The sequence below is a fragment of the Sphingomonas sp. IC-11 genome, from assembly GCF_021043365.1.
In the GTDB taxonomy this organism is placed as follows: Bacteria; Pseudomonadota; Alphaproteobacteria; order Sphingomonadales; family Sphingomonadaceae; genus Sphingomonas.
This window is the reverse complement of record NZ_JAJNDU010000001.1, coordinates 752,711-768,067: the sequence shown is the minus strand read 5'-3', so window position 1 is coordinate 768,067 and position 15,357 is coordinate 752,711. Positions and strand designations below refer to the sequence as shown.

General features: G+C 64.6%; 13 protein-coding genes. 5 read left to right on the top strand and 8 right to left on the bottom strand.

Features of this window, described 5'->3' with window-relative positions:
- Positions 1 to 1,741 (bottom strand): FecR domain-containing protein (locus LQ954_RS16095; protein ID WP_269142120.1); only part of this gene is annotated, 1,741 nt, incomplete at its 3' end.
- Between the two features lie 121 nt (positions 1,742 to 1,862).
- Between LQ954_RS16095 and LQ954_RS03680 the strand changes: the two genes are divergently transcribed.
- Positions 1,863 to 3,512 (top strand): ShlB/FhaC/HecB family hemolysin secretion/activation protein, encoded by a 1,650-nt coding sequence (locus LQ954_RS03680; protein WP_231022016.1) that lies wholly within the window; start codon positions 1,863 to 1,865, stop codon positions 3,510 to 3,512.
- A 60-nt stretch (positions 3,513 to 3,572) separates the two neighbouring features.
- Here LQ954_RS03680 and LQ954_RS03675 read toward each other — a convergent pair whose 3' ends face one another.
- Positions 3,573 to 4,019 (bottom strand): globin domain-containing protein, encoded by a 447-nt coding sequence (locus LQ954_RS03675; protein ID WP_227770801.1) that lies wholly within the window; start codon positions 4,017 to 4,019, stop codon positions 3,573 to 3,575.
- 277 nt (positions 4,020 to 4,296) lie between these two features.
- Between LQ954_RS03675 and LQ954_RS03670 the strand changes: the two genes are divergently transcribed.
- Positions 4,297 to 6,426 carry a TonB-dependent receptor domain-containing protein gene (locus LQ954_RS03670; protein ID WP_231022013.1) on the top strand — a complete coding sequence of 710 codons (2,130 nt, stop codon included), beginning with the start codon at positions 4,297 to 4,299 and terminating at the stop codon, positions 6,424 to 6,426.
- A 726-nt stretch (positions 6,427 to 7,152) separates the two neighbouring features.
- Here LQ954_RS03670 and LQ954_RS03665 read toward each other — a convergent pair.
- On the bottom strand, positions 7,153 to 8,109 hold the full coding sequence (locus tag LQ954_RS03665) for a manganese catalase family protein (protein WP_231022011.1): 957 nt from the start codon (positions 8,107 to 8,109) through the stop codon (positions 7,153 to 7,155).
- Positions 8,110 to 8,301: 192 nt separating this feature from the next.
- Positions 8,302 to 8,508, bottom strand: coding sequence for a hypothetical protein (locus LQ954_RS03660; protein ID WP_231022010.1), 207 nt, complete (start codon positions 8,506 to 8,508; stop codon positions 8,302 to 8,304).
- 414 nt (positions 8,509 to 8,922) lie between these two features.
- Between LQ954_RS03660 and LQ954_RS03655 the strand changes: the two genes are divergently transcribed.
- A complete protein-coding gene (locus LQ954_RS03655; protein WP_231022008.1) occupies positions 8,923 to 9,711 on the top strand; it encodes a Crp/Fnr family transcriptional regulator in 789 nt (262 codons plus the stop codon).
- Positions 9,712 to 9,753: 42 nt separating this feature from the next.
- Here the strand turns inward: LQ954_RS03655 and LQ954_RS03650 are convergent, their stop codons facing one another.
- From LQ954_RS03650 to LQ954_RS03640, 3 genes are all read right to left on the bottom strand, one after another.
- The gene (locus tag LQ954_RS03650; protein WP_231022007.1) at positions 9,754 to 9,999 is read right to left on the bottom strand and encodes a DUF6894 family protein; all 246 of its coding nucleotides are present in this window, start codon (positions 9,997 to 9,999) and stop codon (positions 9,754 to 9,756) included.
- Positions 10,000 to 10,217: 218 nt separating this feature from the next.
- On the bottom strand, positions 10,218 to 11,333 hold the full coding sequence (locus LQ954_RS03645; protein WP_231022005.1) for an acyltransferase family protein: 1,116 nt from the start codon (positions 11,331 to 11,333) through the stop codon (positions 10,218 to 10,220).
- A gap of 591 nt (positions 11,334 to 11,924) precedes the next feature.
- Positions 11,925 to 12,089, bottom strand: a complete 165-nt coding sequence (locus tag LQ954_RS03640) for a hypothetical protein (RefSeq protein WP_231022003.1) — start codon at positions 12,087 to 12,089, stop codon at positions 11,925 to 11,927.
- Positions 12,090 to 12,364: 275 nt separating this feature from the next.
- Here LQ954_RS03640 and LQ954_RS03635 point away from each other — a divergent pair, with 275 nt between their 5' ends.
- Entirely contained in the window at positions 12,365 to 13,147 is a 783-nt protein-coding gene (locus LQ954_RS03635; protein ID WP_227770809.1) for an SDR family NAD(P)-dependent oxidoreductase, read from the top strand.
- A 179-nt stretch (positions 13,148 to 13,326) separates the two neighbouring features.
- Positions 13,327 to 14,172, top strand: a complete 846-nt coding sequence (aguB, locus tag LQ954_RS03630) for an N-carbamoylputrescine amidase (RefSeq protein ID WP_231022002.1) — start codon at positions 13,327 to 13,329, stop codon at positions 14,170 to 14,172.
- Between the two features lie 9 nt (positions 14,173 to 14,181).
- On the opposite strand, the gene LQ954_RS03625 is transcribed toward aguB, so the two are convergent.
- Positions 14,182 to 15,357 carry a class I SAM-dependent RNA methyltransferase gene (locus LQ954_RS03625; protein WP_227771087.1) on the bottom strand — a complete coding sequence of 392 codons (1,176 nt, stop codon included), beginning with the start codon at positions 15,355 to 15,357 and terminating at the stop codon, positions 14,182 to 14,184.

The window sequence follows — 15,357 nt, the reverse complement described above, 5'->3', positions numbered from 1 at the left end:
CGCCCGGAGTACCATTGCCCGGGTTCCCGTTGCCGGGAGCGCTAGCGTCCGGGTTCCCGTTCCCAGGACCGCCCTGCTCAGGCTTGCCATCGCCGGGCCCACCGTTCCCGGGCTTGCCGTCACCCGGAGTACCATTGCCCGGGTTCCCGTTGCCGGGAGCGCCAGCGTCCGGGTTCCCGTTGCCGGGACCGCCCTGCTCAGGCTTGCCATTCCCAGGACCACTGTCGCCTGGGTTGCCGTTACCCGGGGTGCCGCTGCCCGGAGTACCATTGCCCGGGTTCCCGTTGCCGGGAGCGCTAGCGTCCGGGTTCCCGTTCCCAGGACCGCCCTGCTCAGGCTTGCCATCGCCGGGCCCACCGTTCCCGGGCTTGCCGTCACCCGGAGTACCATTGCCCGGGTTCCCGTTGCCGGGAGCGCCAGCGTCCGGGTTCCCGTTGCCGGGACCGCCCTGCTCAGGCTTGCCATTCCCAGGACCACTGTCGCCTGGGTTGCCGTTACCCGGGGTGCCGCTGCCCGGGGTGCCATTCCCCGGCGTACCGCTGCCGGGACTCTCGTTCCCCGGATTGCTGTTTCCGGGGTTTTCGGCCCCGGGAGTGCTCTCTCCGGGCGTGCTGTTGCCGGGCTTTCCATTACCGGCATCGCCGCCTCCCGGAGTAGCGTTGCCAGGCATCTCCGTTCCGGGACCGCCATTCCCGGGCTTATCGGTGCCAGGGTTCCCGTTCGCGGGCTTCTCGGGGGCGGGGGTGGCAGGATTGCCATTGCCGGGATTGTCGGCCGCGGGGCCACCCTTGTCCGGGGTGGCAGGGGCAGCATCGCCGCCGGGTGCGCTCGCGCGAATGATCGCCGCTTGCACGCTGGCCACCTGTGCTGCGCTGGTTCCCCCGACCAGGCCGTTGGTCACCTGCGCCAGATCCACCGGCTTTGCCATGATCGGTTGAGTCAGAACCTGGGTTACCGAGGGCTCCGCTACCGCGCTCGCGGTCGGCGCCGACAGAACTGCCTGCTGCACGGCAATCGGGCCGGGGCCGTCCGCCGCTGGCACGGAGGTCGCTCCCGCAACATCATTCCCGCTGCTGCCAGCCTGCGCCAACGGTGCCGGGCCATCGGCGGATCCCGTCGCCGGCGCACCTTCGGGCGTGGCCGGGCTTGGCGATGCCGGGCGCTGCGGCGAATCGATGGCGCGCGCCTCCTGCCCCTGCACCGTCAGGCGAAAGCGATCGCCCGCCGCCACGCTGGCCAGGATGCCCGGCCGGATGAGCTCGGTCGCACCACCATCGATCGTCGAGGTCTGGACCACGCCTTCCAGCACCTGAAGCGCCGCGCCTTCATTCGACACCGTGATCGAGAAGGTGGTGCCCTTCACCACCGCCGCCAGATACGGGGTACGCACGCCGAAATGCGGCGCCTGCTTCTTTTCGATCTGGAAAACCGCGTTGCCCCATTCCTGCAGCACTTCCAGGATGCCGCCCTTCTGGGTAGCCGTCGGCAACTGAATGCGGCTGTTCGCGGAGACGGTGACGAAATCCCGCTCGCGCACCAGCACCGCGCGGCTGCCCGGCCCGGCGGCCACACTTGCCCCTGCGGCAACAACGCTGCCCCGGCGCGCAGCATGGGTGCCGCTCGCATCACGCACCGTGACGGTGCCGGATGTTTCGCTGACCGTCCAGTTCAGCGATTGCGCCAGGGCGGCCGGTGCACACGAACAAAGCGCAGCCGCCGCAAAAAGACGCAGGATACTCATTCACATTCCCCCAGATTCCCCTGCCTCCTACGGGGCGGAAACTTTAAGGGCGGTTGGCGGCCTTGGTTAACTTCATGCAATTTGAGGTTTTCGTAAGGCCTTAGTGGCTATCGCCCGATTCATGCGCATCCTCGGTCTTCCGCTTCTCACCGCATTGACGGTCCCTTCGCTGATCGGGGTCGCCGATGCGCAGCGTGCGCTCGACCGGATCGCGCCGACCAACAGCCCCGCGCAAATCACGCCTGCCGATCTCCCCGCGAACGATCCTCCTGCCGCCATTTCCAGCGACGCTGCCAGCGGAACTGCGGATAGCTCGGCGCCGCTGCTCGTCGGCGCAGTGGTGATCGACGGGCTCCAGGCGCTGACCCCGGCGGACTTCGCGCCGGTGATTGCACCGCGCATCGGTTCCTTGCTCGGGTCAGTCGAACTGGGCGCACTCGCAAGCGCGATTGCCGCTCAGGCGCAAGCGCGCGGCTATCCCTTTGCCTCTGCCTGGATCGAGCCACAGCGGATCGCCAATGGCGTTCTTCGCGTGCGCATTGATGAGGGCCGCATCGATGAGATCCGTGTCCAGAACGGCGACCATCCCGCCGTTCGCCGCGCCTTGCAGCCGCTGGTGAACGGCGCACCCGTGCGGCTTCAGGACGTGGAACGCCGGCTTTTGATCGCCGGCGACATTGATGGCGCTCGCATCACCGCCAGCCGCTTCGTCCGGGAGGGCAGCAAGGGCGTTCTTCTAATCAACGTCGCGCAGGATCGAGTGACGGCCCGTGCCAGCCTGTCGAACGAGGGCACCAAGCCGCTCGGTCCGGAGCAGTTGAGGGTCGATGTCGACTTGAACGCGATTTTCGCGTCCGATGACTCGCTCACGCTTACTTACTCCAGCACTCTGTTCGAACCGCGCGAGCTGCAATTCGCTCGGCTGCGCTATGCGAAAAGGGTGAATGCCTCGGGCACGGAGGTCGCAGTGGTTGCGTCGGGATCGATCGCCCGCCCGGGCGCCTATCTCGACGATTACGATCTCGAAAGCCGCAGCTGGTTCGCCGGGGTTGAGCTGCTCCAGCCGCTGCTTCGGCGCCGCGACAGCAGCCTGTGGCTACAGGCAGAGCTCGGCGCGCGGAACCTTGTGCAATATCAGCGCTCCGTTCGCGTACGCGACGATCACGTCAGGGCCGCGCGAGTGTCGCTGTACGGCTATGGAACGGTGGCCGGCGGTCAGTTGCGGGTCAGCACCACCTTGTCGCAGGGTTTCGACGTTTTGGGTGCGACCCGGGCCGGTGATCCCCTCGCCTCTCGCCGGGACGCCGATGGGACGTTCACCGCGCTTAGTAACTGGGCGGAATGGACAAAGGGGCTGACCGGCCCGCTCAGCCTTCGCCTCGGCGTGTTCAGCCAGGTGGCGTCGCAACCGCTGCTGATCACCGAAGAGGCCGGATTGGGCGGAACCGCGTTCCTGCGCGGCTATGACTGGAGCGAACGGACCGGCGACCGCGGCGCTGCTGGCATGGCGGAACTGCGTTACCTCTGGAAGCAGCCCGCCAGCTTCGTCGATCGCGCGCAGCTATACGTGTTCGTCGACGGCGGCGAGGTCAGCAACCTGCAGGGCGGCTTTGGCGGCGGGTCACTGGCCTCTGCGGGGGGCGGCCTGCGTGCGGATCTTCGGCATCAGCTCGGCGTCAACATGGAAGTCGGCGTGCCGCTGACCGGCCCCCGCTACGACACCGGTGACCGCACACCGAAACTCAACCTGCGGCTCGTCCGCTCGTTCTGATCGCCCGCGTGGCCGGCAGTGCGCACCCTGGCGCGCGCTGCCGCAACCAAGACGGGCCGGTCAGGCTGCCTCGGCCTGATACATTTCGGCTTCCCGGTTGATCAGGATGTCGGCCAGGAACCAATATGCCTCACCCCAGGCATTCAGGATGTCGTCCGTCGCTGCATCACCCAGGATGTCGCGAATGGCCGGCAGCAAGGCGTTGGCCACGGCGGGATAATGATCCGGCTTGATGTGCGTCTCGACGTGCCGTGCGCAGATCCGCTCGATGGCCGGCTTCAGCACATCCAGCTTGTCCACATTCTGCGCGAACGCCAGGATAGCCGCAGCAAGCCGTTTGGGCTGCGCGCCGGACTCATGGGCCGCCATGTCAAACAGCGCCTTGATCTCCGGATCCACGAACAGGCGCTGGTACATGCGGGTGGTAATCTCCACGCCATGCTGCTGAAGCGCGGGCGCGGTCGACTTCACCAATGCCATGGTTTCGGGCGAAAGCGGCTTGGACATGCTGACGTTCTCCAGATTACAGGCGATGGCTAAAAGCTTGATCCTCCGCGGGTTTCCATACGCAATTACCCGTAGTTTCTTTTCATCGCCATCGTTCGGCGCTGGTCTGCTCCAATCTTCTCCCGCAGCGCTACGTCCTTGAGGCCGCCCTGTGAGACTGCCTAACGCCCTGTAACAAAATGTTGCCAACGGCGCGCAATGGTTGACCCCACTCCTCGCCAGGAACAACAAGACGCTATTGCAAGTCATTCTTGATAGCTAATTTGGGGGTTACCAAATGTCGACCACCGGTACGCTGCGCGTTGCGCGGCGCTCTTCTGCTGCGGCCCTCGTCGCAGCGATGCTGGCGACCGGTGCGCACGCGCAGCAGTCTGATCGCGCACCTGCCACCGTGGCGGATGCGGACGATGCGATCGTCGTCACCGCTGCCGGCTATGAACAGCGCATCAAGGACGCCCCTGCCAGTATCAGCCTGATCGACCGTGCCGACCTCGAAGAGAAGCGCTTCGGCAGCCTGGCGGAGGCGCTGCAGGATGTTCAGGGCGTCGATGTCGGCGGCGAGGCGGGGAAGACGGGTGGCCTCACCATCTCCATGCGCGGCATGCCCAGCGACTATACGCTCGTGCTGATCGACGGCCGGCGCCAGAACGCGCCCGGCGGCGTCACCCCCAACGGCTTCGGCGAAACCTCCACCAGCTTCCTGCCACCCTATTCCGCCATTGACCGGATCGAGGTGGTGCGCGGGCCAATGTCCACGCTCTACGGTTCGGATGCGATGGGCGGCGTCGTGAACATCATCACGCGCAAGGTTGGCAATCGCTGGGTCGGCACCGCCACCGCCGAAAGCACGATCCAGGGGGACGAGCGCTTCGGCAACATCCAGTCGATCAACGCCTTCACCCAGGGCCCGGTCGTGCAAAATCTCCTCGGCCTCACGTTGCGCGGCAGCGTGTTCCACCGTGAGGGTTCGAATATTGCCATCCCCGGTGATCCCGCGCTCACGCTCGGCCGCAATCCTGTCCGGTCGGACATCTACAGTTATGGCGGGCGCCTGACGCTCACGCCGCATGCCGATCACGATCTGTGGCTCGAATATGATCGCAACGAACAGCGGTACGACAATCGTGAGGGCCGGCTGGGTACGCTCGGCTCCGGGGGCTATGCGCCAGAGCAGCGGTTCAACCGCAGCAACTATGTCCTCGCCCACAGCTGGCGCACCAGGCTCGGCACGCTCGACACCACGCTCACCCGCAACGAGACGGAGACGATCGGCCGCCTCATCCCTGCGGGCACTCCCGGTGCGACCCCTCGCAGCCCGCGCACGCTCGAGGCGCGGAACGACATCATCGACTCCCGCTTCGCCGGGCGCGAGGGGCCGGTCGCCTTCACCGTCGGTGGCCAATATTGGCGCGCCCGGATGGTCGAGGGCGTCGCTCCGGAGCCGTTCCGCTTCACACAATGGGCCGGCTTTGCCGAAGCGACGCTCACGCTGGCCGACAGCTTCAACATTACCGGCGGCGCCCGCTACGACGATCACTCGACCTTCGGCGACAAATGGTCGCCCCGCGCTTACGCGGTGTGGAATATCAACCGGCAGCTGACGCTGAAGGGTGGCGTCAGCCGCGGCTTCAAGACGCCTCGCGTCGAACAGATCGCCAGCGGCATCATCGGCTTCGGCGGCCAGGGTCGGATCCCGCTGCTCGGCTCTCCCAATCTCGTGCCCGAAACCAGCACCAGCTACGAAGCAGCGCTATATTACGACAGTGGCGACATGTTCAGCGGTAACGTCACGCTGTTCAACAACGACTTCACCGACAAGATCGCCGCTGGGCCCGGCATCCCGAACTGCCGTTTCACCGGCAATCCGAACCGCCCCGGCTGCCTCGACGTCGGCCCTTTTCCCACCGTCGATCTCTTCAGCCAGTCGATCAACATCGACAAAGCCCGCACCCGCGGCGTGGAAGTGGCGACCAGCTTCCGCTTCACCCCTGCCGTCTCACTGGGCCTGAACTACACCTACACCGAAAGCGAACAGCTGAGCGGCCCGGAGGAGGGCCTGCCGCTGATCGGCACGCCCCGGCACATGCTCAACGGCAACCTGCGGTGGAGCATCGACGACAAGGCAACCCTCTGGGCTCGCGCCGAGGTCCGTTCCAGGCGCTGGCGCGGAAACAATGATCAGCAGCGCGCGCTGGGCGATTTCCGGGGCTATGAGGTGTTCCACCTCGGCGGCTCCTATCAGGTCACGCCCGCCTTCCGCCTCGCCGCGACGCTCTACAACATCCTCGACACCGATTATGCCGTGTACCTGCCCTATGCCTCCGGCACGACGACGGCCTTCACCCCCGCCTATTCGATCAATCAGGAGGGTCGCCGGATACTGATTTCCGCAAACGTCGACTTCTAAGGCACTGGGGGGCCGTCGGATCGCTCGCGCACTGCCCGCTCCCCCCGATCCCCGGTTGCCTGCTCCGCTACCCGCCGGCGTTTTCGTGATCGGCAATCTTCCTTCGCTTGCGAGAACGGAGCCCGGCGCTCCCCTCGGCGCAGGCGGCAACGGCTACCGCTCGTTGCCGTGCTCAGCCTCGCAAGCAAGGTAGAAACCTCCCGCAGGAACCCCGCCAGATGGCCGGAGCGAAGCGGCTGGGATTGGGCTGATCGCTCGCCCCGGTCATTATCTCGTGATCAGCGGACCCGACCCTTGCGATAGCGTCCGTCATCTCTCTCATCCGGCTCACGACAATGCCGCGGGCACTTACCTCCCGCTGCTCGTCATGTTCTTGGCGCTCATGACGATCCTGCATTCGAGTGGAACACCGTGACGGCCACAACACTTGTCGCGATTGCCCCACCTGATCATCTCAGCCGCTAAGGGCCACCTCGCTCCGCGAAAGAAGCAGGAACGATCTTCCGCAGCCGACCGTCCCGCGCCTAGCCAATCGCCCGCACCCAGAAGCAGGCAGCCAGCTCGCTTCCCCCGCGGAAGCGACATCTCCGTCCGTGCCGGTATCCTGGTAAGACAGCCGGCTTTCCCGATCAGCGCCACCGCCGATTGCATCGACGCCCGCGAGGGGGATGGACGGACGCGTCGGCCAAAGGGGCAGCGCTCAATCCATGAGCGCTGCCCGCGACCTCACTTGCCCTTGGTAGCCTCGGCCATGGCAGGCGCGGACTCGATGTCCGGCGCGCCGCCCATGTCGCCGCCCTTGGTGCGTCCGGCCCCCGGGCCTGCCCCCAGATCCGCGCCCGTGGTCGGGTCGGCGGATGGATCGGACATGGTGCGCTCCGCCATCTTGGTCGCCACCTTCTTGTCCTTGGCAGGAAGCTTGACGCTCGCGGTGCCATCGCCGCCGTCGGCGGGCATCACTTGCTCCAGATCATCGACGCGATCCCATTCGTCACCGGTGTTCCAGGGGCCGGTCGTGTCGCCATCGCCCTGCGAGGTGTTGACGTACATGCTGGCATATTTCTCGACGCCCGGCAGCTTGCCCGACGGGAAGTTGTTCTCGATCGCGTACAGCGCCTTTTCGAACGACTTCTGATGGGCGACCTCGCGCGTCATCAGGAAGCCCAGCGCATCCTTGATGCCCGGATCGTCGGTGATGTTGATCAAACGCTCATACACGATCTTGGCGCGTGCCTCCGCGGCGATGTTCGATCGCAGGTCCACCGTCGGCTCGCCGCGCGAATCCACATAAGCGGCGGTCCATGGCACGCCGGCGGAGTCGCACAGCGCCGGCGCCCCGCCGAACAGGATCGCTTCCTTGGCGCTGCTGCCGCTCGCACCGATCATCTGGTAGAGTTCGGCCTCCTTCATCTGCCCTTCGGCCATCTGCGCCTTCACGCCCTTGCCAAGCATCGCCACGATCGAGCCGATGATCTCCAGGTGGCTCAGCTCCTCCGTGGCGATATCGAGCAGCATGTCCTTGCGGCCGGGATCATCCTCGCCCAGCCCTTGCGTGAAATAACGCATCGCCGCGGCCAGCTCGCCATCTGCGCCGCCGAACTGCTCCATCATCATAGTCGCCAGCCGCGGGTTCGGCTCGGACACGCGGACGGTATATTGCAGTCTTTTGTTGTGCATGAACATGGTCGGGTCTCCGCTGCGCTTGAGCGCCTTCAGCGATTCAGCGCTGGTGGCGTTCCATCACGCCGCGCCTGCCCGGCCCGAAACGAACCCGATCGTCATCAAATCCAGGCGCGTGTTAAGCCCTGGCGCTCGCAGCACCGCGGCGGGCTTCAGCCGATTGTGGCAAACCGGTACTGGCCTGAGGCGCCGTCTTCACTGCCGGCTGGATGGCGACGGGATGCGGGCCCTGAGCTGGTCGGCCGACGTTTCATGATCGCTGCGACCGCCATAGGCGCGATTGAGGTAGTGGCCAGCCAGCGTGTAATGCGCCTGGGCCGCGATCGGCACGCGCGCGGCCTTCGCCATCTTCAGCTCGGCTTCCGCACGTGCGTAGAAGTAGTCCTCGTCGCTCAACAGCATAGGTCTTCTCCTGCCCCAAGGAGTATCGGCTCGAGTCGCCCCCAGTCTATAATAAAAGTTGGTGCCTGGTGCACTTTTTTGGACAACTTGAACTACTTCGGTCGAAATCGCGCCTCGGCAGGGGCTAGCCCAGCCCTCTTCCATGCCAATTCTCCGCCTTCGAAGGGATAAACTTCCACATGCTGCAAGGCACAATACCGTTAGCTGAGGGTTGCTGCTCCGCATCATGGCAGCAACGCCGCCGGGTATTCCAGCTCCGTGGTTTTTCGTACGGGAAAATCCTCAGCAGGCTCCGCTTCCAAAATAATGTTAGGTCCAATGTTAACCGCCGTGTTAAGGTGAGCAATCGTCTGCTCCCTGCTTGGCATCGCGGCGACTGAGAGATGCTTGTGCTCCCGCCCGAAGGAGACGCACGTGTCCACTCCAGCAAACCTCGCGTTTTTCTCCAGCCGGATGTCAGACCGCGCCATCCTGTCCTACAGCGACAGCGAAGCCCTTGCGGCCCTGCCCCATGCTCGCCGACGCGTGAACGCAAACGCGTACATCATCCGGGAAGGCGAGCCGCCACGCTCCACCTGTGCCCTGCTGATCTCCGGGCTCGCGTTTCGACAGAAACTGACCGCCGATGGCGCGCGTCAGATCATCTCCGTCCACCTCCCGGGCGAGTTGCTCGACCTACAGCATCTGTTCCTCAACATCGCCGACCACAGCGTACAGACACTGACCGAGGCAGTGATTGCGGATATCGCTCGTGATGACCTCGAGAGCCTGATGTTGGAACGGCCTGCGATCGCTCGCGCCTTCTGGGTGGACAGTCTGATCGAAGCGTCGATCTTTCGCGAATGGGTGTTGAGCGTCGGGCGGCGTGATGCCCGCGCGCGCATCGCGCATATCCTCTGCGAACTTGCCGTCCGCATGCGCGGCGCCGGGCTGATCGGCGACAGCGAGAACTTTGTTCTTCCCATGACCCAGGAGCAATTGGGCGACGCCACCGGGCTGACCAGCGTTCACGTCAACCGGACCATCAAGGCGCTCGCGGCCGAAGGGCTCATCAAGCACAGCGGTCGCTCGATCATGATCGCGAACTGGAAGGCGCTCAGCCAGATCGGCGACTTCAACCCGCTCTACCTGCACCTCGACCAGGTGTCTCCACGCTTCGCTGTGCCGATGGACACGCTCTTCGTGTCGCCAGACGCTTCATAAGGGCGTTGGCAGGCGCTAACCTGCGCGATGCCTCGCTCTGACCTAATCCTGGCCGCGCACCACGAACGCATCCTCCAGCGCAAGCGAATGAACGACTGCGCCGTCCTCTGTCTCCACGTCGATTCGAAACCGCAAGTCGATGAAGCCGGCCCGAATGTCATGGCTGAGCGTATCGCGCGCCGCATCGAGCGCCTTTTGCCGCACCACCGCCAGGTCCGCCAACTCCACACCCTCCTCGTCAAGAAGCGTGCTGTTATGGTCTCGAAGATGGAAGAAGTAGCGGGCCATACACCGGCTCCTGCCTTTAAGGAGGGCAGCACATTGCGACTCTCCGCCGTCGACCTCCTGGTAAAGCCCGGCGTTACAATGTCTTACCAGAATTCGGGGCGGCCAGCCAGAACCAAAGCAACGGGTTCGGTGTCAATCCGCACGTGCGTCAACCCGGCACCGCATCAGCCGCCAGTCCGTCCTTTTATGCAACGAGGTGAGCGCGCAGCCGTGCCCGTTCATCCGCGGGCGCCTACGGCCCGCCGAAAAAGCGCCGCGCCATATGGCTCAATCGTCCGAAGGCTTATCGCCGCCAGCACGAACGCCACTGCGACGCCGGCCGCGATCAGGCCGTAAGCGAACATGGGATGGACATCCCCCACCCGGATCAGGCTCGTGTCGAGCGCTCGCGGAAGGACGATCCGGTAAAGCACCGTCGCAACCAGCCCGTGCCACAAGTAAACGCCAAAGGAGAGCTTTCCCAAGCTCTGCAGGACGGCAAGGTTGAACGGCGTCGCGACCTGCGCCTTGTCCATTCGCAGCACCGCATAGACCAGCGTGTAGATCAGCGCGAAGCGGGATGCCCCTTCAAGCGGACTCGGCGTAGCGCAGGCGACGATCATCCCAGCCAGGAAAAGCAGCGAGGATCCTACCTTTCCACCATGGATCTTGGCCTGCCCCAGTAACAGCCCGAAGACAAAGGACGGGAGAACTCGCATGATCCCAAACCCCTCGCGCTGAAGACTGGTGACTTCGCGATCAAGGCTCCACGCGAATGCGTAACTGAGCGCCAGCGCACCTGCGAGTACCAGCATCATCGCCCAGCGGACCCGCCGAACCAGCATGCTGATCGCCGGCAGGATCAGGTAGCAACCGAAGATCGCGCTGATCATCCACGATGGATAGTTCAGCGCCATGACGGGCCCCACGCCCCAGGCATGGGTCAACGTGAGATGTGGGGGCACGGCGGCCAAATCATACCGGTCGGCGTTCTCCGGTGTCAGGACACCCAAGAGAATCGGCACCGCCAGCACCGCATAGAATGACATGGTGAAGACGTGCAGCGGATATAATCGCGCCGTTCTGGTCACCAGAAAGCGGAAATAGCCTGCACCTGTCCAGCGCTGAGCCAGATAAGGAGAGGTAAATAGCCCCGCGAGAACTGCAAAGATATCCGTGAAATACGAAAGGTATCTCGCGACCTGCAACTCCGAGTCCTGGCCGGAGAAGAAATAGGGCGTGAAATGATTGACCGCTATCCCGGCGCACATGATGGTGCGAAGCGCGTCGATGCTCCGGACCCGTTCCGTACCAGATGAGCGCGTGACAGTATCGCTTGCATACTCCGCCCTCATACAAGGGGCCTCCTGTACATGCGAGTCTGGTGAAACAATTTACGGGCAATTGTGAACGATGGAAAAATAGAGGTCTTCACCTGCGGGTGTTCACGTCTATTTCATAGAAACAATAAGCTTGCCGCCTCGCCCAGCCCTTCCTTCTTGTCTCGAAGGAACTAATAACAGAGCGGTACATCCATCACCAAGTCTCACACGAACAAAGAACGCTTACGTGAAACGACGGATTAATTCCCCGGCCACCGAGCTGCCGACTGCAACAACGTCCCGATTGCTGGCACACGCATAACTCTTCCCGGCGCTCTGGACCGGATGTAGGACCAAGCCACGGGTACGCTGGCATATGGCACTGCCGGATTGAATGACTGCACCGGGCAAGGCATTCTACGGCTCAAACCTTGCCGTCCTCGGCCTTGAGCCGCGCCGGCATCTGGTCGATCGTCGCGCAGGCCCGCCACGTTGGTTTGCCGTTCGCCAAGGCAACCTCCATCTCGGCGACGAGACGGAGCCTTCAAAATTGACGTCCGCTTACCTCCTCGTCCCCGAACGCTCGGGAACCAATGCTGCCGCTCGTCCGTCGGATACCCACTCCTATGCCCATCGCCTCGCCGGCGGTTCCTCCCAGAACACCCGCAGCGCTTCGGCAAGGTGAACCTCGGGATGCTGCTTACCCGCATCGGTCGACAGCAGGTTAGCCTCGAAGTCACCAAAGGCGGCTCGAAGGCGCGCGGAAATGCGAAGCTTGCCTGTCGCCAAGTCGTGGATGTCTAACCTCCGCTTACCGCCCAATCTCGAACGCTGCACGGCGCCACGTCGATGCCAGAAGCCCCCGATCAAAAACGGCCAATGGCCGCCATTCAATCCACTCAACCCGCCCGAAACTGGCGTCCGGCGGCAGGTCTCGACACTTCCATCAGCCAGCGCTCCACATGCGCCCGCGCCATGCCCGCATTGGTCGACCGCTCGGGAGCTAGCGTCTGAGCCCGCTCCGCGGCTAGGCTGGCTGTGAAAACAGCACAGGAGAGCGGATCATGGCCTATTCACCCTTCGATCTCAGCGGACGCGTCGCGCTGATCACCGGCGGTAACGGCGGCATCGGGATCGGCATGGCGGATGCATTGGCGCAGGCTGGGGCAGACGTGGTGATCTGGGGCAATAATCCCGCCAAGAACGCCGCGGCGGAGCAGCGGCTCTCCGCGCATGGCACGCGCGTCTTGGTCGAACGCGTCGATGTGGCGGATGAGGCTGCGGTGGATGCCGGCGTGGCGCGCGCGGTGGACATGATGGGCCGCCTTGATTTCGTCGCCGCCAATGCTGGCGTGGGCGAAGGCGCCGAAAGCTTCGATACGATGAGCACCGAATTGTGGCGCCGGGTGCTGGCCGTGAATCTCGACGGCGTGTTCTGGACGCTGCGTGCGGCGGCTCGCCACATGGTGGACCGGGCCAAGGCTGGTGATCTCGGCGGCTCGCTGCTCGCCACCTCTTCCACCTCCGCCGTCCATGGCGCCCCTCGCAACCAGGCCTATGCCGCTACGAAAGGCGCGCTGCTCCCGATGATGCGCGGGCTTGCGGTCGAATATGCCCGCCATGGCATCCGCGCCAATGCCATCCTGCCGGGCTGGATCGCGACGGACATGACCTCGCGGGCGCAGGGCAATGAACGGTTCAACGACAAGGTCATCTCGCGGGTGCCAATGCGCCGCTGGGGCGAGCCGGAGGATTTCGGCGGCATTGCCGTCTATCTTGCCTCCGACGCATCGCGCTTCCACACCGGTGATACCTTCACGATCGACGGCGGCTACACGATCTTCTGATCGGTTCACGACGAGCGAATGATCGTTGCCGGAGACAGAGGCCGGTCTGCGCCACCAAACGGCCAATTTGTGCCGGAAGGCGGCCGGCCGGCTTCCATGCGCGGCCATTCGTACCCTGCACGCGGCCGTCTGCGGGCGGAGGGTGGCGGGCGATTGCGGGATCCCCTACATGGCCGCGCATGACCGAGATCACCGTCGCTGCGCTTCAGCTCGCCTTCTCCGCCGACATGGACGCCAACATCGCGAACGTCTCCCGCCTGGTGCGGGAGGCCGCCTCGCATGGCGCCCAGGTCATCCTCCCGCCGGAGCTTTTCGAGGGCGAGTATTTCTGCCGGATCGAAGACGAAGGCCTGTTCGCCAACGCGAGGCCGACTGCCGAGCACAAGGCGGTTCTTGCCATGCAGTCTTTGGCATCGGAGCTAAAGGTTTCGATTCCCACCAGCTTTTTCGAGGCCGACGGCCCTCATCACTACAACAGCCTGGCGATGATCGGCCCTGACGGAAAGATCCAGGGCGTGTACCGCAAGAGCCACATTCCCGATGGACCCGGATATGAGGAGAAGTTCTACTTCCGCCCCGGCAATACCGGGTTCAAGGTGTGGGACGGCCCAGCGAAGCTCGGCGTCGGCATCTGCTGGGACCAATGGTATCCTGAAACCGCCCGGGCTCTGATGCTGATGGGCGCAGAAATTCTGTTTTATCCCACGGCGATAGGCAGCGAACCTCACGACACGTCACTGGATACGGCACGCCTCTGGCGCCGGGCGATGGTCGGTCATGCCGTCTCGAACGTGGTTCCAGTGGTGGCCGCCAATCGCATCGGCGTTGAACACGGTCAGACCTTTTATGGCACCAGCTTTATCTGCGACGAACGCGGTGACATCCTCGCGGAACTCGGCCGAGACGAAGAAGGCGTCATCACCGCCACCGTCGACCTTGATCGGGTCAAACGCCACCGTGCAGCCTTCGGCTTCTTTCGCGATCGCCGGCCGGAATTGTACGGCCGGCTGACCGCTGACATCTGAGCGGGAGCGTCAGTCGCCCCGGCTGAGGCTAGCGGCCAGTTCCACATGGGTCGACCAGCGGAACTGGCCTACCGGCTGGATCCAGTCGACCTGCCATCCCCCTTCTACCATGGTCTTTACATCGCGGGCGAAGCTGCTGGGATTGCACGAGACATAAGCAACCCGGGGCACGCGCGACAAGGCAAGTGCCTGCGCCTGTTCCTTGGCGCCCGCACGTGGCGGGTCGATCACGATGGCCGCAAATCGGTCGAGCTCGGCGGGTGTCAGCGGCCGGCGGTAGAGGTCGCGGTGCTCGGTAAACACGGGGCGCTGCGATCGCGACGCTGCCGCCTTCAGCGCCATGATCGCTTCACGGCCCGCCTCGGCGGCGTACACTCTACCGGGCAGCGCCAGCGCGAATGTTCCCAGGCCCGCAAACAGGTCCGCCACGACCGGCGCCTCGCCGACTGCCGATCGTACCGCGCTAACCAAGGCTGCCTCGCCTTCGCGGGTCGCCTGCAGGAAGGACGCGGGCGGCAGCGGCACCGGAACGCCGCCGAGCGTGATGGTCACGCCCTCAGGCTCCCACCGCACTTCAGGCCCGTATCCTTCGTCAAAGGCTACCCTGGCCAAACGATTGGCTTGCGCGAACGCCGTAATGGCCTCGGCAGCGGCAAGCCCCTCCGGCATGATACCATTTACCAGCAAATCAACGCCTTGATCGGCTAACGTAAGGTGCAGGTTCAATCGGCGGCGAGGCCGGAGCACGTGTACCAACCGCCGCAGCGGGGCGACCAGCGCGAAAAGCTCGGGCGCGAGTACATGGCATTCGGCGAGGTCGACGATCGCATGGCTCTTCTCGACGGCAAAGCCCACCCTGCCGGAAGGTTCGGCATGGAGGGCCGCCCGGCGGCGTGTCCGGGGCGGCGACAGGATCGGCGCCCTGATGTCCGCCGACAGCCCCTGCCCCGCCAACGCTCCCGCGATGCGATCGACAATGAATTGGCTCCACGCCGCGTCGTCGAGATGCTGCAACTGACATCCGCCGCACTCGGGGAAGTGCCGGCACGGCGGCGTCTGGTGGTGCGCGCCATGCTCGATGGCGCCGTCGTCGCGCAGGCGATCGCCGGGCGCGGCAAATGGCACATGTCGGCCATCGGCGGTTACGCCCTCGCCGCGGGCAGCAACCCGAATGATGGTGGACAT

What these genes read in the sequence shown, in the direction of transcription:
- LQ954_RS03625 (WP_227771087.1), bottom strand. Translation starts at nt 15,357, where the DNA reads ATGTCCACCATCATTCGGGTTGCTGCCCGCGGCGAGGGCGTAACCGCC.
- LQ954_RS03635 (WP_227770809.1), top strand. Translation starts at nt 12,365, where the DNA reads ATGGCCTATTCACCCTTCGATCTCAGCGGACGCGTCGCGCTGATCACC.
- LQ954_RS03680 (WP_231022016.1), top strand. Translation starts at nt 1,863, where the DNA reads ATGCGCATCCTCGGTCTTCCGCTTCTCACCGCATTGACGGTCCCTTCG.
- LQ954_RS03675 (WP_227770801.1), bottom strand. Translation starts at nt 4,019, where the DNA reads ATGTCCAAGCCGCTTTCGCCCGAAACCATGGCATTGGTGAAGTCGACC.
- LQ954_RS03660 (WP_231022010.1), bottom strand. Translation starts at nt 8,508, where the DNA reads ATGCTGTTGAGCGACGAGGACTACTTCTACGCACGTGCGGAAGCCGAG.
- aguB (WP_231022002.1), top strand. Translation starts at nt 13,327, where the DNA reads ATGACCGAGATCACCGTCGCTGCGCTTCAGCTCGCCTTCTCCGCCGAC.
- LQ954_RS03650 (WP_231022007.1), bottom strand. Translation starts at nt 9,999, where the DNA reads ATGGCCCGCTACTTCTTCCATCTTCGAGACCATAACAGCACGCTTCTT.
- LQ954_RS03665 (WP_231022011.1), bottom strand. Translation starts at nt 8,109, where the DNA reads ATGTTCATGCACAACAAAAGACTGCAATATACCGTCCGCGTGTCCGAG.
- LQ954_RS03645 (WP_231022005.1), bottom strand. Translation starts at nt 11,333, where the DNA reads ATGAGGGCGGAGTATGCAAGCGATACTGTCACGCGCTCATCTGGTACG.
- LQ954_RS03670 (WP_231022013.1), top strand. Translation starts at nt 4,297, where the DNA reads ATGTCGACCACCGGTACGCTGCGCGTTGCGCGGCGCTCTTCTGCTGCG.